The 24,016-nt window shown below is 36.9% G+C and carries 24 protein-coding genes; 9 read left to right on the plus strand and 15 right to left on the minus strand.

All coding sequences use genetic code 11. The features are described 5' to 3' along the window. Positions 1-162: 162 nt before the first annotated feature. Positions 163-801, plus strand: coding sequence for a 4'-phosphopantetheinyl transferase superfamily protein (locus RHO12_09035; GenBank protein WVD65521.1), 639 nt, complete (start codon positions 163-165; stop codon positions 799-801). Between the two features lie 159 nt (positions 802-960). Here RHO12_09035 and RHO12_09040 read toward each other — a convergent pair whose 3' ends face one another. From RHO12_09040 to hemE, 3 genes are all read right to left on the minus strand, one after another. After that, positions 961-1,233, minus strand: a complete 273-nt coding sequence (locus tag RHO12_09040) for an HU family DNA-binding protein (GenBank protein ID WVD65522.1) — start codon at positions 1,231-1,233, stop codon at positions 961-963. Positions 1,234-1,395: 162 nt separating this feature from the next. Next, positions 1,396-1,992 (minus strand): DUF416 family protein, encoded by a 597-nt coding sequence (locus RHO12_09045; GenBank protein ID WVD65523.1) that lies wholly within the window; start codon positions 1,990-1,992, stop codon positions 1,396-1,398. Then, the gene (hemE, locus tag RHO12_09050) at positions 1,989-3,065 is read right to left on the minus strand and encodes a uroporphyrinogen decarboxylase (GenBank protein WVD65524.1); all 1,077 of its coding nucleotides are present in this window, start codon (positions 3,063-3,065) and stop codon (positions 1,989-1,991) included. Before hemE ends, RHO12_09045 begins: the two co-directional genes overlap by 4 nt. 157 nt (positions 3,066-3,222) lie before the next feature. On the opposite strand from hemE, the gene glmU reads away from it, so the two are divergent. Both glmU and glmS read left to right on the plus strand, forming a co-directional pair. Continuing rightward, complete coding sequence (gene glmU / locus RHO12_09055; GenBank protein WVD65525.1) at positions 3,223-4,590, plus strand: bifunctional UDP-N-acetylglucosamine diphosphorylase/glucosamine-1-phosphate N-acetyltransferase GlmU; 1,368 nt, start codon at positions 3,223-3,225, stop codon at positions 4,588-4,590. Between the two features lie 14 nt (positions 4,591-4,604). Then, entirely contained in the window at positions 4,605-6,437 is a 1,833-nt protein-coding gene (gene glmS, locus RHO12_09060; protein WVD65526.1) for a glutamine--fructose-6-phosphate transaminase (isomerizing), read from the plus strand. Positions 6,438-6,530: 93 nt separating this feature from the next. Here glmS and RHO12_09065 read toward each other — a convergent pair whose 3' ends face one another. After that, positions 6,531-7,049: a VOC family protein gene (locus tag RHO12_09065; GenBank protein WVD65527.1), complete on the minus strand. Its 519-nt coding sequence runs from the start codon at positions 7,047-7,049 to the stop codon at positions 6,531-6,533. Between the two features lie 233 nt (positions 7,050-7,282). Here RHO12_09065 and argA point away from each other — a divergent pair, with 233 nt between their 5' ends. Next, entirely contained in the window at positions 7,283-8,614 is a 1,332-nt protein-coding gene (gene argA, locus RHO12_09070) for an amino-acid N-acetyltransferase (GenBank protein WVD65528.1), read from the plus strand. Positions 8,615-8,616: 2 nt separating this feature from the next. Here argA and mutH read toward each other — a convergent pair whose 3' ends face one another. Continuing rightward, the gene (mutH, locus tag RHO12_09075) at positions 8,617-9,297 is read right to left on the minus strand and encodes a DNA mismatch repair endonuclease MutH (GenBank protein WVD65529.1); all 681 of its coding nucleotides are present in this window, start codon (positions 9,295-9,297) and stop codon (positions 8,617-8,619) included. Between the two features lie 116 nt (positions 9,298-9,413). On the opposite strand from mutH, the gene RHO12_09080 reads away from it, so the two are divergent. Beyond that, a complete protein-coding gene (locus RHO12_09080; GenBank protein ID WVD65530.1) occupies positions 9,414-10,196 on the plus strand; it encodes a TerC family protein in 783 nt (260 codons plus the stop codon). 39 nt (positions 10,197-10,235) lie between these two features. Here the strand turns inward: RHO12_09080 and RHO12_09085 are convergent, their stop codons facing one another. From RHO12_09085 to glnA, 5 genes are all read right to left on the minus strand, one after another. Continuing rightward, positions 10,236-10,784: an NAD(P)H-dependent oxidoreductase gene (locus RHO12_09085; GenBank protein WVD65531.1), complete on the minus strand. Its 549-nt coding sequence runs from the start codon at positions 10,782-10,784 to the stop codon at positions 10,236-10,238. A 76-nt stretch (positions 10,785-10,860) separates the two neighbouring features. Continuing rightward, entirely contained in the window at positions 10,861-11,448 is a 588-nt protein-coding gene (locus RHO12_09090; protein WVD65532.1) for a DNA starvation/stationary phase protection protein, read from the minus strand. A 130-nt stretch (positions 11,449-11,578) separates the two neighbouring features. Further along, positions 11,579-13,081: a nitrogen regulation protein NR(I) gene (gene glnG / locus RHO12_09095; GenBank protein WVD65533.1), complete on the minus strand. Its 1,503-nt coding sequence runs from the start codon at positions 13,079-13,081 to the stop codon at positions 11,579-11,581. Positions 13,082-13,092: 11 nt separating this feature from the next. Further along, the gene (gene glnL, locus RHO12_09100) at positions 13,093-14,145 is read right to left on the minus strand and encodes a nitrogen regulation protein NR(II) (protein WVD65534.1); all 1,053 of its coding nucleotides are present in this window, start codon (positions 14,143-14,145) and stop codon (positions 13,093-13,095) included. Positions 14,146-14,247: 102 nt separating this feature from the next. Beyond that, positions 14,248-15,657: a glutamate--ammonia ligase gene (gene glnA, locus RHO12_09105; GenBank protein WVD65535.1), complete on the minus strand. Its 1,410-nt coding sequence runs from the start codon at positions 15,655-15,657 to the stop codon at positions 14,248-14,250. Between the two features lie 404 nt (positions 15,658-16,061). Here glnA and RHO12_09110 point away from each other — a divergent pair, with 404 nt between their 5' ends. From RHO12_09110 to cysE, 4 genes are read left to right on the plus strand one after another with little or no spacing between them, the layout of a single operon-like run. Next, entirely contained in the window at positions 16,062-16,502 is a 441-nt protein-coding gene (locus RHO12_09110; GenBank protein WVD65536.1) for a rhodanese-like domain-containing protein, read from the plus strand. A gap of 15 nt (positions 16,503-16,517) precedes the next feature. Further along, the gene (gene secB, locus RHO12_09115; protein WVD65537.1) at positions 16,518-17,000 is read left to right on the plus strand and encodes a protein-export chaperone SecB; all 483 of its coding nucleotides are present in this window, start codon (positions 16,518-16,520) and stop codon (positions 16,998-17,000) included. 17 nt (positions 17,001-17,017) lie between these two features. Then, a complete protein-coding gene (gpsA, locus tag RHO12_09120; GenBank protein ID WVD65538.1) occupies positions 17,018-18,049 on the plus strand; it encodes an NAD(P)H-dependent glycerol-3-phosphate dehydrogenase in 1,032 nt (343 codons plus the stop codon). A 38-nt stretch (positions 18,050-18,087) separates the two neighbouring features. Next, positions 18,088-18,882: a serine O-acetyltransferase gene (cysE, locus tag RHO12_09125; protein ID WVD65539.1), complete on the plus strand. Its 795-nt coding sequence runs from the start codon at positions 18,088-18,090 to the stop codon at positions 18,880-18,882. A gap of 49 nt (positions 18,883-18,931) precedes the next feature. Here the strand turns inward: cysE and RHO12_09130 are convergent, their stop codons facing one another. The 5 genes from RHO12_09130 to recN form a co-directional block, all read right to left on the minus strand. Continuing rightward, positions 18,932-19,753 (minus strand): mechanosensitive ion channel, encoded by an 822-nt coding sequence (locus tag RHO12_09130; GenBank protein WVD65540.1) that lies wholly within the window; start codon positions 19,751-19,753, stop codon positions 18,932-18,934. 50 nt (positions 19,754-19,803) lie between these two features. Next, entirely contained in the window at positions 19,804-20,391 is a 588-nt protein-coding gene (gene slmA / locus RHO12_09135; protein ID WVD65541.1) for a nucleoid occlusion factor SlmA, read from the minus strand. A 2-nt stretch (positions 20,392-20,393) separates the two neighbouring features. Beyond that, positions 20,394-20,852, minus strand: coding sequence for a dUTP diphosphatase (gene dut, locus RHO12_09140; protein ID WVD65542.1), 459 nt, complete (start codon positions 20,850-20,852; stop codon positions 20,394-20,396). After that, positions 20,836-22,062 (minus strand): bifunctional phosphopantothenoylcysteine decarboxylase/phosphopantothenate--cysteine ligase CoaBC, encoded by a 1,227-nt coding sequence (gene coaBC, locus RHO12_09145; protein WVD65543.1) that lies wholly within the window; start codon positions 22,060-22,062, stop codon positions 20,836-20,838. The genes dut and coaBC overlap by 17 nt, the downstream gene beginning before the upstream one ends. Before the next feature lie 125 nt (positions 22,063-22,187). Further along, the gene (gene recN, locus RHO12_09150; protein ID WVD65544.1) at positions 22,188-23,855 is read right to left on the minus strand and encodes a DNA repair protein RecN; all 1,668 of its coding nucleotides are present in this window, start codon (positions 23,853-23,855) and stop codon (positions 22,188-22,190) included. Positions 23,856-24,016 lie beyond the last annotated feature (161 nt).

Consider the following 24,016-nt stretch of genomic DNA (forward strand, 5'->3'; position numbering starts at 1 on the left):
AATAATTTACGGCTAAATGGGTCATATACAAAATAATATTATAGGTATTTGTAATCCAATCTGAACATACGATAGTAATTAATAGCGATTAGCATAGCATGTTTTAAAACAACTCACCAAAATCCTGCTAGAATAGTTAAAAATTTTTAATTTATCTAATTTATGCAACAAAATTTTATTTTTATTCAATCAGCAAACCTAAATGAGCTCTCACTTGACTCGATGCTACGGTCATCCTTACTTTCGCCACAAGTAGTTAAGCAAGCTGAAACCTTTTCATTAAATAAGCAAAAGCAGTTTATTGCATGCCGATATTTATTAGCTGAATTGCTTAATGAGCATTTTAGTATTACTGCACTACCTAATATTAAAACTATTGAGAATGGTCGGCCTCAATTTGAAAAATCTAATTTACCCGATTTTAATATTAGCCATAGTGGTGATTTTGTAGCGGTTGCAATAACTACAATCGGCAAAATAGGGCTAGATATTGAATTTGACAGACCAAGAAAAAATATCGCAGCAATTGCCAAACAGTTTTTTTCAGAGCAAGAAAATAATTGGCTAAGCCAGCAAAAAGATACACTGGCCGCATTTTGGAAACTTTGGACATTGCGAGAATCAGCGTTAAAACTTTACGGCAAAGGCGTATGGCAAATGAGAGAAATGGCAATAATGATGCCCGAGCAGCAAGTTAATGCTAAATTTGCAACAGGTTTCTACCTTCATCATCAGAAAGTAGAGCAAATTTATTTATCAATATGCTGCGATCTGCCAATTTACTCTATTTTAGTAAATTAGTTTATCACTTGAATTCAACAATGTTTAATAGATATAAACAAAAAAGGCCAGCCTATTGATTAGGTTGACCCTTTAGATACTGGAAAACTTTTGACTAAGCTCTTTCTCAGAAATTAATTTTCTAGTTTTATAAATAAAGTAAATTATTTATATTTACAACTATTTTACCGCGTCTTTTAGACCTTTACCTGAAACGAAAGCTGGGACTTTAGTTGCTGCAATTTTGATTTCTTTACCCGTTTTTGGGTTACGGCCAGTACGTGCTTTACGACTATTTACTTTGAAAGTACCGAAACCAACTAACTGAACCGCTTCACCTTTTTGAAGTGAATCTGAAATAGCTGACAAGGTTGCTTCAAGCGCAGTTTTTGCTGCAACTTTAGTAATGTTAGCATTAGCTGCAATAGCATCTACAAGTTCTGTTTTATTCATGGACATATCCTTACATAATAATTTATCGTTGACAGAGTTATGGCTAAATTCTTAATTTAACCAAGGTAAAATACATTACCAATGATCCTAAATGTAGACTATATTTAAATAAGATTAAAGTAAAATTTATTAAAACGTTATAAATAATTAGTATTTTTTCGTTTAATTGCTCAAAAAAACACCAATATTGCTAATTTGCTCTTCTCGTAAGTCACTTTTCAATCCTTTTATTAACTCTAAATCCTGATTTTTTTCATTTTTTAATAAACGATATATTTCCCATTGAAGATCGAGTTCATCAAGAATTGGCTGATATTCTTTTAGTTCATTTTCACTCAAATCATCTCCTGTTTTAGCTGATTCCAATTCGATGATCGTTTTTAAGGAGATTCGGCTAATTGCGATTGCGTGTTCAACTAATTGCTCGCCGCTTAAATAAGAATGAACAAGCTCACTTAATGCTTCGCATGCATCGATTGCGGGATAAACGCTATATGGGCTATTTTCATCGACCGAAGGAATAATAGCCTCCAGTTTTTCAAGTTGGCCATCAAAATTAATTTTTACATTCTTGATCAGCAATGATTCCCAATTCAGATCAATAATTGCTTTATAGATTTTATCATCAGTACTTTTCATCTGCTGACAATAAAGCGCAAAGTTAGGATACATTCTTTCGCATAAGCAGACCATAAACAGTTTTAATTGCCAGCTAGCTAGTTTTTCTAGGCGTAAGTGTATGGGATTTTTAATCATCATGATTCTCCATTATGGTCTCTTTTGGATAGTTTATGGACTGTATCCACTAAGATTTCAACACTTTCTATAGGCGTATCTTGGTTGATTCCGTGCCCTAAATTGAATATGTGGCCATTGTGTGGGCCGAATTCTTTTAGTATTAAATCGGTATTATGTTGAATGGTTGCTCTATCTCCATATAACACTGTTGGATCTAAATTTCCTTGTATCGCCACTTTGTCTTTTGGCAAGAGGGAAAGATCAACAGTCCAATCGACCCCAATAGCATCACAGCCTGTTTGTATAATGTTATCTAGCCAAAGTCCGCCACCTTTAGTAAATAGCGTCACTGGAATATAATTTTTGCTATACTCTTGCCCGCGAGTTCCCCGTTTTAATAGTGAGACTATTTTATGCATATATTGCAATGAAAACTCAAGGTAACTACGGTGGCTTAAGGCCCCTCCCCAACTATCAAAAATCATAATAGATTGTGCTCCAGCTTCTATCTGTGCATTTAAGTAAAGTGCAACACTTTCCGCTAGCTTATCTAATAATAAATGCAATGAAGAAGGCTCACTATAGAGCATTTTCTTAATTTTAGTAAATGTTTTGCTACTTCCACCTTCAATCATATAAGTAGCAAGTGTCCATGGGCTACCAGCGAAACCAATCAATGGCACTCTTCCTTGTAATTCTTTCCGCGTGAGCCGGATTGCATCCATCACATAAGCTAAAGCTGTTTGAGGATCAGGAATTGATAGCTGGTTAATATCACTTAGGCTCTTTATTGGTTTTTTAAATTTAGGTCCTTCGCCTTGCTCAAAATAGAGTCCTAATCCCATTGCATCGGGGATTGTTAGAATATCGGAGAAGATAATAGCTGCATCTAAATCAAACCGGCGTAGTGGCTGTAATGTCGCCTCACAAGCTAAATCCGGATTTTTGCACATAGTCATAAAATCCCCGGCTTCGGTACGTAGTTGACGGTATTCAGGTAAGTAGCGACCCGCCTGACGCATCATCCAGATAGGTGTACAATCGACAGGTTGGCATTGTAAAGCGCGAAGATAACGGTCATTTTGTCGTTGCATAGTCATTCCTAAATGTGGCTGGTTATGATTAATGTGAGCCAGAATATGGCTGAATACTTATTTTGACCTAAAAATTAATTAAATCAAGGTTATTTGCATTGTTATCAACGCACTCTTTTATTATAGTAATAAGACTATTTTTTATATGATTATAATTATGTTTAACTTAAGCACTATCATTCTCGCTGCGGGTAAAGGAACGAGGATGTATTCTAATCTACCTAAAGTATTACATAAAATTGGACATAAATCGATGCTGCAACATGCTATCGATACCGTAAAGTTATTGAATGCGGATAATATTTATGTGATCTATGGTCATGGTAAAGAGCAACTCGAAGAAGCGTTAGGTAATCAACCAGTGAAACTAGTATTGCAAGAACAACAACTTGGTACTGGTCATGCTGTTTTACAAGCGCTTCCTTATATTAAAGATGATGAAAACATTCTAATTTTGTATGCAGATACACCACTAATTTCTATTCAAACTTTAAATCAGCTGATTGTTAATAAGCCAAAAGAGGGTATCTCATTACTAACAGTTATACTGGACGATCCTAAAGGGTACGGGCGAATAGTTAGGCAAAATGGCGAAATTGTTGCGATAGTTGAACAAAAAGATGCAACAAAACAGCAGTTATCTATCAATGAAGTTAATACTGGTATTATGCTAGTTTCTGGCAAGCAATTAAAAGAGTGGTTAGCCAAGGTTAACAATGATAATGCTCAACATGAGTTTTACCTAACCGATATTATTGACTTGGCACATCAAGATGGCGGCGAAATTAAGGCAACACATCCCGCTAATGAATATGAGGTAGCAGGTGTTAATAACTGTTTACAGCTAGCCTCATTAGAAAGGATCTATCAACAAAAATTGGCCGAAAAACTCTTACTCGCCGGGGTAACTTTGCTTGATCCTAATCGATTTGATTTACGTGGAGATCTTAAGCACGGTACGGATGTAGTGATTGATACCAATGTCATTATTGAAGGTACTGTAGTGCTTGGTGATAATGTCTATATTGGTGCAGGATGTATATTAAAAAACTGCATCATTGGTAATGGCTGCGAAATAAGTCCATATACAGTGATTGATAACGCTACTTTAGCTAAGTCTTGCACAGTAGGTCCTTTTGCAAGGTTAAGACCGGGTTCAGAGTTAGATGATAAAGCCCATGTTGGTAACTTTGTTGAGATCAAAAATGCTAAGTTAGGTAAAGGAAGCAAAGCAGGGCACCTGAGTTATTTAGGTGATAGTAAAATCGGCTCACAGGTCAATATTGGCGCTGGCACAATTACCTGTAATTATGATGGCGCAAATAAATTCGAAACTATTATTGAAGATGATGTATTTGTTGGTTCAGATAGCCAGCTTATTGCCCCAGTCAAAATTGCTAAAGGAGCAACGATTGCGGCGGGAACAACCGTCACCAACGATGTTGCCGAGAATGAATTAGTCGTTAGTCGAGTAAAGCAGAAACAAATTGCCAATTGGAAACGACCTATTAAAAAAGTAAAGTAATGTAAGGAAAAAAGATGTGTGGAATTGTAGCTGCAATAGCTAAGCAAGATGTAGTAGGGATCCTTTTAGAAGGTTTAAAACGGCTCGAATACCGAGGATATGATTCGGCCGGGCTGGCGATAATTTCGGCTAAAGGTGAATTACAACGCCTACGCCGCGTTGGCAAGGTTAAAATGCTTGCTGATGCTGTTGTTGAAAATCCATTATCTGGGCAGATAGGCATTGCTCATACTCGCTGGGCTACTCACGGTGAGCCCACAGAACTTAATGCTCATCCTCATACATCTGATTTTATCGCTGTTGTACATAATGGTATTATCGAAAATTTTGAACCGTTGCGTGAAAGCCTTATAGCTAAAGGATATCAATTTCGTTCTGAAACAGATACCGAAGTTATTGCACATTTGATGCATTATACGATTACGCAAGAACAGTGTTCATTATTTGATGCACTAAAAAAAGTTATTCCTCAACTAAGAGGGGCTTATGGTACCGTTATTATGGATAGCCGCAACCCAGAAAAATTAGTTGCAGCTCGTTCTGGCAGCCCTTTAGTGATAGGTTTAGGCGAGGGAGAGAATTTTATTGCATCAGATCAGTTAGCACTATTACCCGTTACACGCCGATTTATTTTTTTAGATGAAGGCGATATAGCAGAAGTAACACATCAAAAAGTCACAATTTTCGATAATAATCACCAAGCGGTTAAACGTAGAGAAATCAAATCAGATGCTCAATATGATGCGGGTGATAAAGCTGGCTATCGCCACTATATGCACAAAGAGATCTACGAACAACCAATCGCAATTAAAAATACGCTAGAAGGACGTATCAAACATGGCCTAATTGACTTATCTGAACTAGGCAGTAAAGGTGAAAGCTTGTTCTCACAAGTTGAGCATATTCAAATTGTTGCGTGCGGCACAGCTTATAATGCTGGATTAATTTCACGTTATTGGTTCGAAGCATTAGCAGGGATCCCATGCGATGTTGAGATTGCATCAGAGTTTCGTTATCGTAAGCCAGCAAAACGTAAAAATAGTCTCTTTATCACTCTCTCTCAGTCAGGCGAAACCGCTGATACATTAGCGGCTTTGCGTTTATCTAAAGAGATTGGCTATCTTAGCTCTCTTGCTATTTGTAATGTTGCCGCATCGACCTTAGTTCGTGAGGCTGATTTAGTTTTATTGACTAAGGCAGGTACTGAGGTTGGCGTTGCTTCAACTAAAGCATTTACTACCCAGCTAACAGTATTATTAATGTTAGTCGCTAAGCTTGGGGGCGCTAAAGGTATGTCGGAGCAAACCGAGAAAGCAATTGCACATGCGCTACAAGCATTGCCTAGCCGCATAGAGCAAGCTCTGATGTTTGATGAGCAGATCGAAAAACTTGCAATACAGTTTGCGAATAAGCATCATGCTTTATTTTTAGGCCGTGGTGATCAGTACCCGATTGCAATGGAGGCCGCATTAAAGCTTAAAGAAATTTCTTATATCCATGCAGAGGCATACGCTGCTGGGGAGCTTAAACATGGTCCGTTAGCACTAATTGACAGCGATATGCCCGTTATTGTTATGGCGCCAAGTAATGATTTACTGGAAAAACTTAAATCAAATATAGAAGAAGTGCGGGCCCGAGGAGGGCAGCTTTATGTATTTGCTGAACAAGATGCGGGATTTGTTAGTGATGATGGAATGACAATTATTGCTCTACCTCATGTTGAACAACTCACGGCAGCAATTTATTATACCGTACCTACTCAGCTACTGGCCTATCATGTGGCTTTAATCAAAGGGACGGATGTCGATCAGCCTAGAAATTTGGCTAAATCGGTAACCGTTGAGTAAGCAATTAGTTTAATCAAGTTTGGGTAATTTTAATAAATTTTACTCAAACTTGCACTCATATTGTCTATTGTAGTGACATGTCCTCAGTAATTATTATACTGGCCATTTCCTTCGTTTAGACTCTTTTAAATAGGGTTGAGGTGTTGGATATGATATTAATTCAATTGTTGATCCCCAAGGTGTTAAGCAGTAACAAAACTTATTTCCTATTCCACTTTCAATTCCGCCTAAATCTATAGGGTCTGAATTTCTTTTACCTCCAGCATTTTCGACTTGAGTAACCGCTTCTTCGATATCATCAACGTAAAACGCTACATGCTGCCAACCAAAATCAGCTGGCGTAATTGGTTGTTTCTGACAGGGGCCACTGAATTCAAATAATTCTATTTGTGCGCCATTTGGTAGTCCAATCATTCTGATTGCTCTCTCCGCCATGTCATGACGAATCCCTAATCTTTTTCGGATGAAATCGCTATCTCTAATTGGTTCTGATTTCTTATAAGTATCATAGAGCACAGTTGCATTTAGTGCTTTAATTAAAAAATTCGTTGCTTCTTCTAGATTGGGTACGGTTAAACCAACATGATCAATACCATGTACATTGTTATTCATATTTTGATTCCCCCAATAATTTAAATTATCTTCTATTCATTTATAGTTAATAATACGATATCAAATAAATATGTTTAGCTTAATCAATTTTACTATCAATTAATCAAAGTTCAATTTAATAAATTTTATGCAATAGTTTATCTTTAGCTGCAAATAATAAACTGCTTGCCATTTACTTAAAAATAAATAAAAATACACATTAATTGCATAATTATTCATTTTCGGACAGCTATATGAAAGAACGAACAACAGAGTTAGTTAAGGGGCTAAGACATTCGGTTCCTTATATTAATGCCCATCAAGGCAAAACATTTGTTATTTTATTAACCGGTGCGACATTAAATAGTCATAATTATGCCAACATCATTAATGATCTCGGTTTACTGCACAGTTTAGGGATTAAATTAGTGATTATTAATGGCGCGCGCAACCAAATTGATGATGAGTTACAAGCGCTTCAAATTACGCCTAATTATTATAAATCTACTCGTATTACCGACTCAAAGACTCTCGATGTTGTTAAAAAAGTTACAGGATTATTACAACTTAATATTACGGCGAGTTTATCTATGAGCTTAAATAATACACCACTACAGGGATCACATATCAATGTCGTTAGTGGTAATTTTGTAATTGCTCAGCCTTTAGGTATTGATGATGGTATCGATTATTGCCATACAGGCAAAATTCGACGTATTAATTACGAAGCTATTAACGCACAGCTTAATCTCGGTTCAATTGTATTACTCGGGCCCGTTGGTGTTTCGGTAACAGGTGAAAGTTTTAATTTATCTTCTGAAGATGTTGCGGCAGAGGTTGCTATCAAAGTTAAAGCCGATAAGCTAATTAGTTTTTGTGCTGAGCAGGGCGTCTTAAATAGCGAGGGTGATGTTATTACCGATTTATTCCCCGTTGATGCTGATAAATATATTAAAGAGAAAGAACAACAAGGTCAGCACTTATCCAGCGACGTTCGGTTTTTACGCGCAGCATATCGAGCGAGCCGTAACGGTGTTCGTCGTAGCCATTTGGTAAGTTATTTAATCGATGGGGCGATCTTGCAAGAAATTTTTTCGCGTGATGGTATTGGGACTCAAGTTGCGATGGAGCATTCCGAGCAGATTCGTAAAGCAACAATCGATGATATTGGTGGTATTTTAGAGTTAATCCGTCCACTTGAGGAACAGGGCGTTTTAGTGAGACGTTCTCGAGAACAACTAGAGATAGAAATTGATAAATTTACTATTATTGAGCGCGATAACATTACGATTGGTTGTGCCGCTCTTTATCCTTATATGGATGAGGGAATGGCTGAGATGGCGTGCGTCGCAATTCATCCCGATTATCGTAACTCTGCGAGGGGTGATTTTTTGCTCGATAAATTAATAGAGCAATCAAAAAAAATGAGGCTCGATAAACTATTTGTCTTAACCACTCGTAGTATTCACTGGTTTAGAGAAAAGGGCTTTATTCCTGCTGAAGTCGATAGCTTACCGGTCAAGAAAAAACAGCTGTATAATTTTCAACGAAATTCAAAAATTCTTATTTTAGATATTGCCCAATAGTATTATTTAGTATTGCTAATATAGTTAGCGAGTATTTGTGCTGTAAATTGTTTTTTTAAGTAAAAACCTCTCGGCCGTGTCATAATTAACTCAGCATTTTCATTAAATGCCTCGGTTAATACTTTACCATTGGCAGCTTTCGGTCTAATCTGTAAATACTCACCATGTCTGGCCGTGATTTTTTCTATTTGCCCAAGTACGATCATGTCCATTAACTCTTGCCAATCTTGTTTTAATTGCAATTCTTCTTGTTTTGATGGCTGCCATAAAATGGGTAAACCAATACGCCTTATTGCTAACGGAGTTGCTCTATCGCCCTCAACTGGGATCCATAGAACTTTATTCAATTTATACTTTACGTGGCTACTTTCCCATGTGATCCCATGATTATCAGTCAGTGGTGCGACACTGACAAATGTAGTTTCTAATGGGATTCCTGACTGATTGACGGGGATTGTTTTTAGTTCGATGCCTAGATGCGAGAAATCGCGTTCAGCTTTACTGCCCGCATTGGCACCGAGATAAAGCTCAATCAATTTACCAACCCAGCCTTTCTGTTTTTTTAAGTTAGGGGGAATAGTTAATCCAATACTCTTGGCTATTTCCCCAAGCGAATACCCTGCAATTGAGGTTGCCCTCTGCATGAGTTCTGATTGTTTGTGGGGTATTGACTGGATTTTCATATACCAACTCGGTGCATTATTGGACGTAATTTAACGTTTAAAAAGATATAGCTCTAGTATTAATTTCTTATTCTATCGTATAATAACCGAATGATAAAATCATATAAGCTTTCGCTATGTTTGAATGGGTAGCTGATCCTAATGCTTGGCTAGCATTAACAACTCTTACTTTCTTAGAAATTATTCTTGGTATTGATAATATTATCTTCCTTTCTCTTGTTGTTGCAAGGTTACCTAAGCATCAACAAAATTTAGGTCGTAAGCTAGGTCTTGGTGGGGCAATGCTCATGCGTATTGCGTTATTGGCTTCACTTGCTTGGGTCGTAAAATTATCCCATCCCTTATTTTATTTCTATCAATGGCAATTACTAGATTCAAGTGCAGACATTAATGGCTTTAGCGGTGTTTTTGCTATTTCGGCACGGGATATTGTTTTATTTTTCGGTGGGTGCTTTTTAGTTTGGAAAGGAACTCGTGAAGTCGTTGAGATGTTTAATATTGGCCACTATGATGATAAAAAAACTAAGCAATTACCATTTTTTAAAGCAATTGTCGAAATTATGATGTTAGATATTGTTTTTAGTTTAGATTCAGTAATTACCGCGGTTGGCTTATCTGAGCACATTTTTATTATGATTTCGGCTGTTATTATTGCGGTACTGATTATGATGTTTGCTGCCAAGACGATTGGTGATTTCGTTGAAGCTAATCCAACAATTAAAATGCTAGCAATCGTTTTTTTAATCATGGTTGGATTAGTATTGGTGGTCGAAAGTTTACATATTCATGTACCGAAAGCCTATATTTATTTCGCGATGTTCTTCTCATTAGCAGTGGAAACCTTAAATCTACTAAGAGCTAATAAAATTAAAAAAAATTTTAATAAAACAAGTGCCTAATGGCGCTTGTTTTATTATTCTAATTTAGATAATATTCAACTATCTAGTTTTCTCAAACCATGATGAATAAGCATCGATAAATTGTTGCAAGAACTCTTGGCTTTTTTCCGCAATATTTCCTTGAGCGTCAAAAGCATTTGCGACGCCGCCAAAATAGGCTTCTGGTTGTTGTAACGTCGGCATATCTAAAAAGACCAGTGATTGACGTAAATGATGATTAGCCGCAAAGCCGCCAATTGCTCCAGGGGAAACCGAGATTACTCCAGCTGGTTTTTTAGCCCATACGCTTTTACCATATGGCCTAGAGCCAACATCGATTGCGTTTTTAATCACCGCGGGTGTACTACGATTGTATTCTGGAGTAACAAATAATACGCCTTGACAAGCAGCTATTTCATTTCTAAAGCGCGTATATGCTGCAGGAGGGGTGCCAGCATCAATATCTTCATTGTATAGTGGCAAATCGCCAATTTGAATGATTTTAAGCTCGAGTGAACTTGGAGCAAGCTTAGCTAATACTTTAGCTACTTTAAGGTTATAAGACTCTTTACGAAGGCTACCGACTAATACTGCGATTGGTTTACTCATTATCAATCCTTATCTTAGTTATATAGACAGATGCTCACCACATAAAAGTGGTGAGTAGAATTAAATAATATAGAAATTAATGACCTGAAGAGTCTGATCTGCGACTAGATTCAAATAAGAACCAAGAACGACGTTCTGATTCATCGATCCAATTTTCGATTAAGCTTGCCGTAGCTGTATCATTATATTTGCCACAAACATCATGTGCCGCGCGCATCCGAGCGGTTAATCTGATATTATCTTGGCAAAGTTCTGTCAACATGTCAGATGGTTCGACAAAATCAGCATTATTGTCAGGAATGCTTTGTAGTTTAGAAATATGACTAATTGAGCGTATTGTTGTACCACCTAATTTACGCACGCGCTCAGCAATAGGGTCTGTCATTGCGAATAGTTGATCACCTTGCTCATCAAACATTAAGTGGTAATCTCTGAAATGAGGACCGCTTAAATGCCAGTGGAAGTTTTTTGTTTTTAAATATAAGGCAAATACATCAGCTAAAACAGAATTCATTGCTGCTGATATATCTTTTGATGCTTTTTCGCCTAAATCTGTTGGAAATAATAAAGGTGCTTTTTGCAATTTTTTAGCTTGCTCAATTTTTGTTGCAGGTACTTTTTTCGCAGGTGCTACTTTTTTAACAGTAGATGTGCTTTTAGCCATAACAAATCTCCTTATTTAACCATCTTAAATTACGGTTCAAATTCATTAATAACTTGGTAGTTATTATTTATAAACTTACAACCTTAATATGGTAATGTCCAGTAAAATAAGATAATTTTTTATTATGGAACTATTTATCTTGAATATGTAATTCTTTTAATTTCCGAGTCAGTGTATTGCGACCCCAACCAAGCACCTTGGCGGCTTCTTGTTTATGACCGCGAGTAAATTCTAGTGCCGTTTCTAATAAGATCCGCTCTACATAGTAATTTACTTCTGGTAAAATATTTTCTTTACCAGCACTCAGTGCTTGTTTAAACCAGTTTTCTAGGTGTTTTTGCCACTCCTCACTTGCAGCACTATCATTTGGTGAAGTTACTTTATCGGTATTTTTACTGTGGCCATTTGATTCATAACTGGCGACCTCATGTATAATGAGATCTTGAGGTAGATCTTGAGGTAAAATTTCTTTACTAGATGACATCACCGTTAACCAGCGACACGTATTTTCAAGTTGTCGCACATTACCTGGCCATTTGAGTTGTGATAGCTTTGTTAGCGTTTCGGTCGTTAATAATTTGGGTTCAACTCCCAGCTCTTTTGCTGTTGTTTGTAAAAAGTAGTCCGCGAGCATTGGAATGTCGCTAGCGCGCTCTCGAAGAGGCGGAAGCATAATTCTAATCACATTTAATCGATGAAATAAATCTTCGCGAAAATTGCCTTCTTTTACTCTATATTCTAGATTTTGATGAGTTGCAGCAATAATCCTGACATCGACTTTGACTGGTGAGTATCCTCCGATGCGGTAAAATTGCCCATCAGCAAGAACACGTAATAAGCGGGTTTGAACATCGAGTGGCATATCACCAATTTCATCAAGGAAAAGAGTTCCTTTATTTGCTTGCTCAAAACGTCCCTGCCTGACTTGATTTGCACCAGTAAAAGCGCCTTTTTCATGACCAAAAAGTTCAGCTTCAATTAAATCTTTAGGGATTGCAGCCATATTTAAAGCAATAAAGGGTGCGTTAGCTCTTGGGCTGTGAGTATGTAAGGCTTGTGCAACAAGCTCTTTACCAGTGCCAGATTCTCCGTTAATCAGAACATTTATAGAGGATTTTGATAATCGACCTATAATACGAAAAACTTCCTGCATGGAGGGGGCTTCACCAATAATTCCGGTACTCGTCGATTTTTTTTCAGTTTGTGTTGATAAATTAGCTTGATTTTGAATAAGAGCGCGTTCAACTAATTGAATCATTTCATCGACGTCAAAGGGTTTTGGAATATAATCAAATGCCCCTTTTTGATAAGCGCTGACAGCCGCATCAAGATCAGAATGTGCGGTCATAATGATAACAGGCAATGCTGGGTAGTTTTCTTTTATTGTATTTAGTAGTGTTAAGCCATCTATTTCAGGCATTTTAATATCTAAAATAAGGGCAGCAGGCTTTTGTGAATTATTCTCCAGAACATTCAGTGCAATTTTTCCATTATCGAAGCAAGTGCATGTAAAACCCGCTTGAGTCAGTGCTTTTTCTAATACCCAGCGAATTGAGCTATCATCATCAATAACCCAAATATGCTTATTCATATGATGAATTGACGAATAGCCTCTATTAAGATGAGAGTTCATAATATTATTCCTTATTGGCGAATTGGCAGGTAGATTGAAAATAAAGTATGCCCAGGCCAACTATAAAATTCTATTTTTCCATTATGTTGATCGATGATATTGCGCGCGATAGATAAGCCTAATCCTGAACCATTTCCGTTGCCACTTACCATGGGATAAAAAATAGTATCTTGTAACGGCATTGGAATACCGGGACCATTATCTTCGATATCAATTTTTGCACATAGGCGATAGCGAGATCCATGTATGGTGACTTGAGAAGCGGTGCGTGTCTTAATGATAATTTTCCCGTCACTTTGGTCATCAAGTGCTTGCAATGCGTTACGGATAATGTTGAGAATAACTTGTTCAATCTGTTCTGGATCATGAAATAGCTCTGGTAAACTGGGATCATAATCGCGAATTATTTTAATATGCTCTAATTTTTCAAATTTTAATAGCTCATAAATGCGTTCAATCGCCTGATGAACATTAGCGACTTTTTGCAATAATATTTGTTGTGGACCAAGTAATCTGTCGACTAGATTGCGTAATCTATCTGCTTGCTCAATAATTAGCTTGGTATAATCTTGTAACTCGTTCTGTGGCAATTCTTTTGATAAAAGTTGAGCTGCACCACGTAATCCCCCTAGTGGATTTTTAATTTCATGAGCAAGGCCTCGAACCAGCTCTCTTGCTGCTGTTTGCTGTGCTTGTTGGATCTGTTCTTGAGATAAGCGTTTATGATTATTAAGCGGCGTCATCTCAATCAGGATTGAGTCATTATTAAATTGTTGAGCGGTTAATGACAATACGTAGAGTTGCTCATTAATAACTATGTTAATTTCATTATCCGTAAATCCTTGCCCTTGCGAGAGAGCCGTATTCATTAATGAAATATCTATTGAAAAATAATTTAGGAAATCAGGAAAGTAGCTGCCATAAAGCTTTTTAGTACTTTGCGCTAATAGTTGTTGAGCTGCCAAATTAGCATAAATAACATTTAGTCTATTATCAAGTAGCAGAATATTCGTTAAGACTGAATTAAGGATAGCATCAGGTTCGAGAAGTCGTTTTGCAACCAAAATTTGCCTCTTCTTAATCAAGTCGTTTTTATAATTATACCGAAAATATTTGCTACCTATTGATATTATATAGTAAATATTTCCGGCACTAATAATAGGTAATTACAGGCTATAATATAGCTCAAACTCAACAGGATGCGGAGTCATACGTACTCGGTCAACTTCTTCTGTTTTTAACGTAATATAAGCATCGATAGCATCATCGGTAAATACATTACCTCTAGTTAAAAATTCACGATCAGCGTCAAGTGCTTTTAGCGCCTCTTCAAGCGAACCTGCAACCTGCGGAATTAGTTTTGATTCTTCGGGTGGTAGGTCATATAAATTTTTATCCATTGCATCGCCAGGGTGAATTTTATTGATAATACCATCAAGTCCAGCCATTAATTGTGCGGCAAATGATAAATATGGGTTACTTGCTGGATCTGGGAAGCGGACTTCAATGCGGCGCGCTTTTGGGTTACTGACCACCGGAATACGAATTGACGCGGAGCGGTTACGAGCGGAATAAGCTAGCATGACTGGCGCTTCATAACCTGGCACTAAACGCTTATATGAATTAGTGGTTGCATTTGAAAATGCATTAATTGCCTTAGCATGTTTAATGATTCCACCAATATAGAATATTGCCATTTCAGATAGACCCGCATATTTATCACCCGCGAACAAGTTCACTCCGTTTTTTGCCAGAGATTGGTGGCAGTGCATACCTGAACCATTATCGCCAAACATAGGTTTAGGCATAAATGTTGCGGTTTTACCATAAGAATGAGCAACATTTTGTACAACATATTTATAGGTTTGTACTTCGTCGGCTTTTTTCGTCAAGGTATTAAAGCGGCAAGCAATTTCATTTTGCCCAGCAGTTGCAACTTCATGATGGTGAGCTTCGACAACAAGACCCAGTTGCTCCATAATTAAACACATTGCTGAGCGAATATCTTGAGATGAATCGACCGGAGGTACTGGGAAATAGCCACCTTTGACGCTAGGGCGATGCCCTTTATTCCCTTCATCATATTTAGTACCGCTATTCCATGCCGCTTCAATATCGTTTATATGCACGAAGCTTCCAGACATTGGCGTGCCAAAGCGCACGTCGTCAAATAGAAAAAACTCAGGCTCAGGCCCAACTATCACTGTATCAGCGATACCTGAAGATTTTAAGAATTCTTCTGCTTTTTTTGCAATTGAACGAGGATCACGGTCATAGCCTTGTAGTGTTGCTGGCTCTAAAATATCACAACGAATATTTATCGTAGTATCTTCATAAAAAGGGTCAATCACTACGCTTGATAAGTCAGGCATTAAAACCATGTCTGATTCATTAATACCTTTCCAGCCCTCAATTGAAGAACCATCGAACATTTTGCCATCTTCAAAAAAGTCAGCATCAATTTGGCTAATAGGGATTGTTATATGGTGTTCTTTGCCTTTAGTATCAGTAAAACGTAAATCGGTAAATTTTACGTCATTTTCTTTTATCATTATTAACACTTTTTCTATAGACATCTTGGTTCTCCCTAATTGAGACAAAATATAAACGGTAATGGAAGTTATTCCTGTAATATAGTAGCAAGCAAAAATAATGCCATATTTTCAATCACATTAAAAATTAAAATAAATTCATATATTTCATATTATTATAAGATGACTTTCACCACAAAAAGGAACTTCAAACTTTATAAAAGAGATATGTTTATATTTTTGCACTAAAATATTAAAAATGCACCAAATTAATGCAATCAATGTTCTAATAAAGTGATAATTGAGGTCTTAGGCGATTGCTATTAATAATGTCCCAAATTCGGTAAAATTATCGACTTTTAGATTCAACACTATATTTCGGCTAACAATACCGCTATAATTGAAGTATAAATTTTAAGAAATTAATCAAAATAGGTAATTGTATAAATATGGACTTTATCATTAACGACATCGCTCCGTTTGTAAAAAATCATCCACTTTTAAGCTTAGGCTGGATTGCGCTTTTAATTGTTATTATTTATTTAACAGTTAAAAGTAAATTAAGCAAAGTTAAAACAGTCTCTAACGCACAGGCCATCAATATGATGAATAAACAAAATGCGGTGATTGTTGATCTTCGCTCTGCCGATAACTTTAAAAAAGGGCATATCACAGAAGCGCTGAATATTTTGCCTATTGATATTAAAAACGGTAGTATAAAATCACTTGAAAAGTACAAAGAGCTACCCGTTATTTTAGTCGATGACAATGGTATGTTAGTTAATGCATCGGGTGATATTCTTGTTAAACAAGGTTTTGGACACGTCTTTGCATTAAAAGACGGCATTGTTGGCTGGAATGGTGAAAACTTACCATTGGTAAAAAAGTAAAATAAGGAATTGATTATGACAGAACAAAATAATACTCAGGCACAAGAGACTAATTTCGCAATTCAACGTATTTATATTAAGGATGTGTCATTTGAAACGCCAAATGTACCGCAGATCTTTCCTAAAGAGTGGAAACCTGAAGTCAATATTGAGCTAAATACATCATCTCAAGTTGTGGCTGAAAATATCTATGAAGTTTCACTTAGAGTGACAGTTACGACTAAATCTAACGATGAAATTGCCTATATTTGCGAAGTAACTCAAGCTGGAATTTTTTCAGTAGTCGGCTTTGCAAATAATCAATTACAGCATTGTTTAGGTGCTTTTTGCCCAAATATTTTATTCCCATATGCACGAGAGACCATCTCTAGCCTCGTAAATAAAGGTACATTCCAACCAGTAAACTTGGAACACGTTAATTTTGATGCGCTATTTATGAATTATTTACAACAGCAGCAACAAAATGCCGCTGAAAATAGTGACGAAAACTTACAGTAATTTTTGTACGGGTTAATATGAACACTCAAACATATTCTTCTTCTATTACCGTAATTGGCGCGGGCTCTTATGGCACTGCACTAGCGATTTTACTTGCACGTAATAGCTATAACACTATTTTATGGGGTCATGATAGTAATGAGATTGATGAGCTTGAGCGAGATCGACAGAATAGACGGTTTTTACCAGATATCATATTTCCCGATAATTTATTAGTTGAAAGAAATTTACAAACAGCGGTAATGGCATCACCCATTTTACTAATTGTTGTGCCTAGTCATGCGTTTGGCGAAGTTCTTCTTAAAATTAAACCTTTTTTAAGAACTGATTCAAAAATTGTGTGGGCAACTAAAGGTCTTGAAACTAATACAGGTCGTTTACTACAAGATGTAGCCAGAGCAACATTAGGTGATGAAATTCCATTAGCTGTAATTTCTGGACCGACATTTGCTAAAGAAGTTGCACAAGGATTACCGACAGCAGTGACCGTTGCATCTACAAATCCACTCTTTTTAGCAGAATTGCAACATATTTTTCATTGTAGTAAAAGTTTTAGAGTCTACAGCAGCAATGACTTTATTGGTGTACAACTTGGTGGTGCAGTTAAAAATGTTATTGCAATTGGCGCTGGTTTATCTGATGGACTCGGTTTTGGCGCCAATGCTCGTACCGCTTTGATCACTCGTGGTTTGGCAGAGATGATGAGGTTAGGGGCCGCACTAGGTGCAGATCCCGTGACTTTTATGGGTATGGCCGGTCTTGGTGATTTGGTTTTAACATGTACTGATAATCAATCACGTAATCGTCGATTTGGTATACTGCTCGGACAGAATAAAGGGATTGATGAGGCGAAAGCAATTATTGGGCAAGTTGTTGAAGGATGCCAAAATACAAAAGAAGTTTGGCTACTTGCGCAGCAATATCATGTAGATATGCCGATTACTGAGCAAATTTATCAAATTTTATATTGCAATAAAGATCCAAAAGAAGCTGCAAATACTTTGCTTGGAAGAGCTCAAAAAGAAGAGCTTAAAAGTTCTAATGTCTAACGCTTTTTATTATTATAACTAAGCTGGAGATTGCTATTGTGGATGCTGTAAAAAAAATTGTAGCACCTAGTGAGCTTTGGCTAACTATTCGTCAAGAGGCTCACTTGCTAATAGAGAGCGAGCCGATGTTAGCGAGCTATTTTCACGCTACTTTACTTAACCATGACAATATTGGTAGTGCCATTAGTTATATATTGGCAAATAAATTATCAACAGAAGTCATGCCTGCCATTGATATACGCGAAGTTATTCGTCAAGCTTATCTCGCTGATCCTGTCATTATTCAATTTAGTATTACTGATATTCTCGCGGTTTATTTGCGCGATCCCGCAACTAGCTACTACTCAACACCATTACTTTATTATAAAGGTTTTTTAGCTTTGCAAGCCTATCGTATTGCCCATTGGTTGTGGGGGAAAAATCGACGAGCTTTGGCCATATTTTTACAAAGCCAAATTGCGATTGTTTTTGGTGTGGATATTCACCCTGCAGCTAGAATTGGTCGTGGTGTTATGTTTGACCATGCAACAGGCATTGTTGTCGGTGAAACGGTAGTGATTGAGAATGATGTCTCAATCTTACAATCGGTGACATTAGGTGGTACAGGTAAAGAGAATGGTGATCGACACCCTAAAATTCGAGAAGGTGTTATGATCGGTGCCAATGCAACAATTTTAGGTAATATTGAGATTGGTAAAGGCGCTAAAATTGGCGCTGGTTCGGTTGTACTCGATCCGGTCCCTGCCCACACAACTGTGGCTGGTGTGCCGGCCAAAATTGTTGGCTGCCCTGGTTGCGATAAACCCGCTTTAAATATGGATCAAGAGCTCTAGTTGGACACTGGTAAAATAGAGCTTTTGGCAAGTTTTAATTTATACATTATTACTTTTTGATATTAAGTGCCATTGTTGGAAATGGAATATTAATGCTATTGCTATCGAGATCAATTTTAATATTTTCTAATAACTTTGTTCTTACTGCACTATAATTTTCATTCGTAACCCAAACACATACGACAAAATTAATTGATGATGCGCCTAGTTCATTAAAACGTAATGTTGTGCCAAGGTTGGTCAAAATATTAGCTGTTTTGTCGACTGAGCTCTGCAGTATTTTATAGACATTTTTAATATCAGCACTGTAATCAACACCAATAGTTAAATCAATTCTTCGGTTGGGCTGCCGAGTATAGTTTACTATATTGGTCGATAGGACTTGGCTATTAGGAATAGTCACTGTTTCGCCTGTAGGCGTGATGATCGTTGTCGAAAAAATTTGGATTGAATCAACATTCCCTTGAATTCCACTAATAACAACTAATTCCCCGATTTTGAACGGGCGAAATAAAATTAATAGCACACCTGCGGCAAAATTAGATAATGAACCTTGCAATGCTAAGCCAATAGCAAGACCTGCGGCCCCGATTATTGCGACGATTGATGTTGTTTGAACGCCTAGTTGACCAAGCACTGCGACAAGTGTAAATCCTATGATACAATAGCGAGCAGAAGACGAAGTAAATTTAACTATTGTCGGTTCAACATTTCTATTATCTAGCATTTTACGCAATTGCTTGCTAATAAAAGAAGCGATAAAACGACCGAAAATAAAAATGATAATGGCAAATGCAATATGGAGTAGGTAATTAACAACGGTACTATCATATTTTTCAATAAATTGAATAACGTTTTGCCAAAATGTCACTTTAAACCACCTTAATTTCTTTTATTATTTTAGAATAACTAATTTAATTCCTAGATTAGTTGTTTAACCATTAGTGACCAGCGTACTTCAAAATCAGCAGTGGGCAAATATTGAAAATCAGAGCGAACATAGCGAGCCATTATGCCTTCACAAAAAGCCAATATTTGGCTCGATAATACACGCTCGTCGGTAGAATAAGCCACTCCTTCACGTAGTTTTTTTTCACGCAAAACTTGCTTAATTTGTGTCTCAATTCGATCAAAAAGCTGGCTTACTCTTTCTTGTAACTCTTCTTGCTCAAACATTAATGCATGGCTTGTCATAATTCGAGTTAAGCCAGGATTCTTTTCAGCAAAACCAAGGACTAGAGCAACAATTAAACGGAGTCTGGTTTCAGTCTCTTTTTCATCTTGCAAAATATGGTTAATGCGAGAAAGTAAAATATCCTCAATAAAGAGGATCAGGCTCTCAAACATTTTTGTCTTACTTGCAAAATGACGATATAACGCAGCCTCTGAGACACCTACGGTTGCCGCTAATTTTGCTGTAGTAATACGCTGAGAACCTTGATTTGACTCAAGCATTGTTGCTAATGCTTGCAAAATATCTTCTTTGCGATTTTTACGTTTAGTTATCACAGTTATTTTTTACCTGAATGACCAAAACCACCTTCGCCGCGAGATGATTCATTAAATTCTTCAACAATATTAAATTCAGCTTGTACAACCGGAACTATAATTAATTGCGCAATACGATCGCCAGGTTCTACAGTAAAAGCCGTTTGGCTACGATTCCATAAAGGTACAAAAAGTTGGCCTTGATAGTCAGAATCAATTAAACCAACTAAATTACCTAAAACAATTCCATTTTTTGAGCCTAATCCAGAGCGAGGGAGAACTAATGCGGCTAAGTTAGGATCTTCAATATGCATTGAAAGGCCTGTTGGAGTTAAAATGGTCTCACCAGGCCTGATTTCGGTAGTCTTATCAAACATAGCTCGTAGGTCAATTCCTGCCGATCCTATCGTTGCATAAGTTGGCAGAGGGAACTCTTGACCAAGGCGTTTATCTAAAATTTTTATATCAATTTTTCTTTTCATTACGGTACTCATTATAGTGTTTAATTATTTCAATGATTAATTGTTGTGCTAACTCATTTTTATTAGCTAGCGGTAATGGTAATTTTCCCGATTGCCAATAAAGCGTAAGTGCATTATGGTCAACATTAAAACCTTGTTCTGGCGATGATACATCATTTGCACAGATCATATCTAGGTTTTTACTTGCTAACTTTTTTAGTGCGTATTCTTCTACTTGATTGGTTTCTGCGGCAAAACCCACGACAAAAGGTCGATTTTTTTTCATTGCTGCAATTTCGGCAACTATATCAGGGTTTTTAACTAATGTAATTGTGAGCTCATCGCTATTATCCAGCTTTTTCATTTTTTGGTCGGCAACTATTTTAGTGCGATAATCAGCAACCGCCGCACAAGCAATAAAAATATCTACATGCGGAGCATATTCTAGCGCCTTTTGATGCATATCGATTGCCGATCGAACATCTTCTCGATTAACGTTAGGCGGTGTTGGCAAATTGACCGGCCCACTAATTAACGTTACTTTGGCCCCAAGAGTTGCTGCGGCTGTAGCGATAGCAAACCCCATTTTTCCTGAGCTATAGTTAGTAATATAACGTACTGGATCGAGTTTTTCTTGAGTTGGGCCAGCGGTAATAACAATATTTAGCTTAGACAAATTTATTGAACTAGCGAACATGTTTGCTACATTGCTTGCCAGTTCGGTAGGTTCAAGCATTCTACCTGGACCAATATCACCACAGGCTTGGATCCCTTTATCTGGCCCCCAAATATGTACGCCTCGCTCAATTAGCGTAATAATATTTTGCTGGGTAATATCAGCTTGGTACATTTGCTGGTTCATGGCTGGTGCGATTGCAATAGGTGCTTTACTTGCAAGGCAGAGAGTTGTCAAGAGATCATCTGCAAGGCCATGAGTTAATTTAGCTATGATATTCGCGGTAGCTGGAGCGATTAAAATCAAATCAGCCCATTTTGCCAGCTCAATGTGACCCATTGATAGCTCTGCTGAAGGGTCAAAAAGATCAGTCGATACTTTATTAGCGGATACTGCTTGAAGTGATAGATCTGAAACAAAATGTTTTGCTGAATCAGTCATAACCACATGTACTTGAGCACCTAATTTTTTGAGTTGGCGAACGAGCTCTGGGCATTTGTAAGCTGCAATTCCACCAGAAATTCCCAGTAAAATATGTTTATTAGCTAAATTCATTTTGCCTGCTTGTTTATCAAAAATAAGTAACATTTTATCATGAATTATCATAATATTAATTAAATTAACTAATTAATAGCAAACAAAATACCCTATTAATGATGGATTACTAACAATTAGTCCTATTACTCATTATTTATTAGTAAGTCTTTTGCATTGGCTAAGGTATTTTCAGTAATTTTATCTCCACCCAATAATCTAGCTAGTTCCTTTAACCGATGGGCTTGATCTAGTGCATTCATTTGAGTTTGAGTATGTTTGCCATCAGTTTGTTTTGATACAAAATAGTGATGATGCGCATTACCTGCTACTTGTGGGAGATGGGTTACCGTAATTACCTGAGTTGATTGTCCTAACTCCCTTAGTAAATTACCAACTTTAGCTGCTGTTGCACCACTGATACCAACATCAATCTCATCAAAAATTAATGCTGGGGTTTCAATTTTTTGTGCAGTTAGTACTTGAATCGCCAATGCAATACGCGATAACTCTCCTCCTGAAGCGACTTTGCTCATTGGTTGTAGCGGTTGCCCTGGATTGGTAGTTACTAAATACGTAACGTGATCTGCACCTGTTTCGCTCATTTTAGTCTCATCATATTGAATATTAATATTAAACTGCCCATGTGGCATAGCGAGCTCTTGCATACTTTTGGTTATTTTTTTAGATAGAACACTTGCCGATTTTACTCGTTGGGTATGCAATGCTTTAGCACAAGATAACGTTTGATTATACAGTTGAGTAATTTCTTGTAATAGCTGTTCATTCAGCTCATCTTGCTTTGAAATTTGTTCAAACTCATCTAATAACTGTTGGTATAGTATTGGTAAATTTTGTGGAGCAACATGATGTTTACGAGCTAATGAAATCTGTTTGGATATACGCTGCTCTAGCTGTATTACTTTTGCAGGGTCAACCTCAAGGTTATCGATATAACGACGTAGTTCATATCCAGCTTCTTTTATTTGAATTGCGGCATCTTCTAGCATTGTTGATACATCAACTAACTGAGAATCTAAGTTTGCTAATTCTTCAGACGTATTTTTAGCACTACTTAGTTGGTTTAGTAGGTTAAATTCAGTATTTTCTTCTAGTATATCAATAAGCTTACTGCTCAAGTTAATTAACTGTCCGCTGTTTGATAATCGTTTATATTCGTCATCAATTTGTTGATATTCCCCATCAATAGGGGAAAACTCATTGAGTTCTTTGAGTTGGTATTGTAGCAACTGAATATGTGCATCACGGTCTTGTTTCGATTTTTCATGTTCAGCATATTGCTCACTAGCTAGTTTCCACTTTTTATAAGCTATTTTCATCGCTGATAGCAACGAATTCTCTGCCATATACTGATCAAGTAGTCGTTGCTGGTAATCACTGCGCATTAATTGCTGATGTTCATGTTGCCCATGAATTTGTATCAGCATTTGGCCGAGTTCTTTTAACTGAGAGGCAGGTACTGATATGCCATTAATAAAGGCTTTTGAGCGACCATCTTGGTTGATCACTCGGCGAAGGATACATTCATTATCGTCATCGAGTTGATTATTTATTAACCACTCTAATGCACTAGGGGTGTCGTCAAGTAAAAAATGGGCTGAAATATCAGTTCGTTCGCTACCATGGCGAATAAATGCAATATCAGAACGGGCACCTAAACATAGACCAAGTGCATCAACCGATATTGATTTTCCAGCGCCTGTCTCACCTGTTATCGCCGTCATGCCAGTATAGAAGTCAATAATTAAATTATCAACGATAGCAAAGTTATTAACCGTTAATTGTGTCAGCATAATATTTTTAATACTTGATTTATTTAATGCTAATTATAACAATAAAAATACTGTAAATAAACACAGTTTTAGCATTTGTTTTTATACCATCTTGCGGTTTTATAAAAAATTAACGAAAAATCCGCATAAAAAAACCACCGTAATGAGGTGGTCTTGTATGC

Source organism: Orbaceae bacterium lpD02 (genome assembly GCA_036251875.1).
In the GTDB taxonomy this organism is placed as follows: domain Bacteria; phylum Pseudomonadota; class Gammaproteobacteria; order Enterobacterales; family Orbaceae; genus Orbus; species Orbus sturtevantii.

What these genes read in the sequence shown, in the direction of transcription:
- dut (WVD65542.1), bottom strand. Translation starts at nt 20,852, where the DNA reads ATGAAAAGAAAAATTGATATAAAAATTTTAGATAAACGCCTTGGTCAA.
- glnG (WVD65533.1), bottom strand. Translation starts at nt 13,081, where the DNA reads ATGAACTCTCATCTTAATAGAGGCTATTCGTCAATTCATCATATGAAT.
- glmU (WVD65525.1), top strand. Translation starts at nt 3,223, where the DNA reads ATGTTTAACTTAAGCACTATCATTCTCGCTGCGGGTAAAGGAACGAGG.
- RHO12_09090 (WVD65532.1), bottom strand. Translation starts at nt 11,448, where the DNA reads ATGGCTAAAAGCACATCTACTGTTAAAAAAGTAGCACCTGCGAAAAAA.
- hemE (WVD65524.1), bottom strand. Translation starts at nt 3,065, where the DNA reads ATGCAACGACAAAATGACCGTTATCTTCGCGCTTTACAATGCCAACCT.
- RHO12_09035 (WVD65521.1), top strand. Translation starts at nt 163, where the DNA reads ATGCAACAAAATTTTATTTTTATTCAATCAGCAAACCTAAATGAGCTC.
- RHO12_09080 (WVD65530.1), top strand. Translation starts at nt 9,414, where the DNA reads ATGTTTGAATGGGTAGCTGATCCTAATGCTTGGCTAGCATTAACAACT.
- coaBC (WVD65543.1), bottom strand. Translation starts at nt 22,062, where the DNA reads ATGAATTTAGCTAATAAACATATTTTACTGGGAATTTCTGGTGGAATT.
- recN (WVD65544.1), bottom strand. Translation starts at nt 23,855, where the DNA reads ATGCTGACACAATTAACGGTTAATAACTTTGCTATCGTTGATAATTTA.
- RHO12_09110 (WVD65536.1), top strand. Translation starts at nt 16,062, where the DNA reads ATGGACTTTATCATTAACGACATCGCTCCGTTTGTAAAAAATCATCCA.
- RHO12_09065 (WVD65527.1), bottom strand. Translation starts at nt 7,049, where the DNA reads ATGAATAACAATGTACATGGTATTGATCATGTTGGTTTAACCGTACCC.
- gpsA (WVD65538.1), top strand. Translation starts at nt 17,018, where the DNA reads ATGAACACTCAAACATATTCTTCTTCTATTACCGTAATTGGCGCGGGC.
- mutH (WVD65529.1), bottom strand. Translation starts at nt 9,297, where the DNA reads ATGAAAATCCAGTCAATACCCCACAAACAATCAGAACTCATGCAGAGG.
- argA (WVD65528.1), top strand. Translation starts at nt 7,283, where the DNA reads ATGAAAGAACGAACAACAGAGTTAGTTAAGGGGCTAAGACATTCGGTT.
- glnA (WVD65535.1), bottom strand. Translation starts at nt 15,657, where the DNA reads ATGTCTATAGAAAAAGTGTTAATAATGATAAAAGAAAATGACGTAAAA.
- secB (WVD65537.1), top strand. Translation starts at nt 16,518, where the DNA reads ATGACAGAACAAAATAATACTCAGGCACAAGAGACTAATTTCGCAATT.
- RHO12_09045 (WVD65523.1), bottom strand. Translation starts at nt 1,992, where the DNA reads ATGATGATTAAAAATCCCATACACTTACGCCTAGAAAAACTAGCTAGC.
- RHO12_09040 (WVD65522.1), bottom strand. Translation starts at nt 1,233, where the DNA reads ATGAATAAAACAGAACTTGTAGATGCTATTGCAGCTAATGCTAACATT.
- RHO12_09085 (WVD65531.1), bottom strand. Translation starts at nt 10,784, where the DNA reads ATGAGTAAACCAATCGCAGTATTAGTCGGTAGCCTTCGTAAAGAGTCT.
- glmS (WVD65526.1), top strand. Translation starts at nt 4,605, where the DNA reads ATGTGTGGAATTGTAGCTGCAATAGCTAAGCAAGATGTAGTAGGGATC.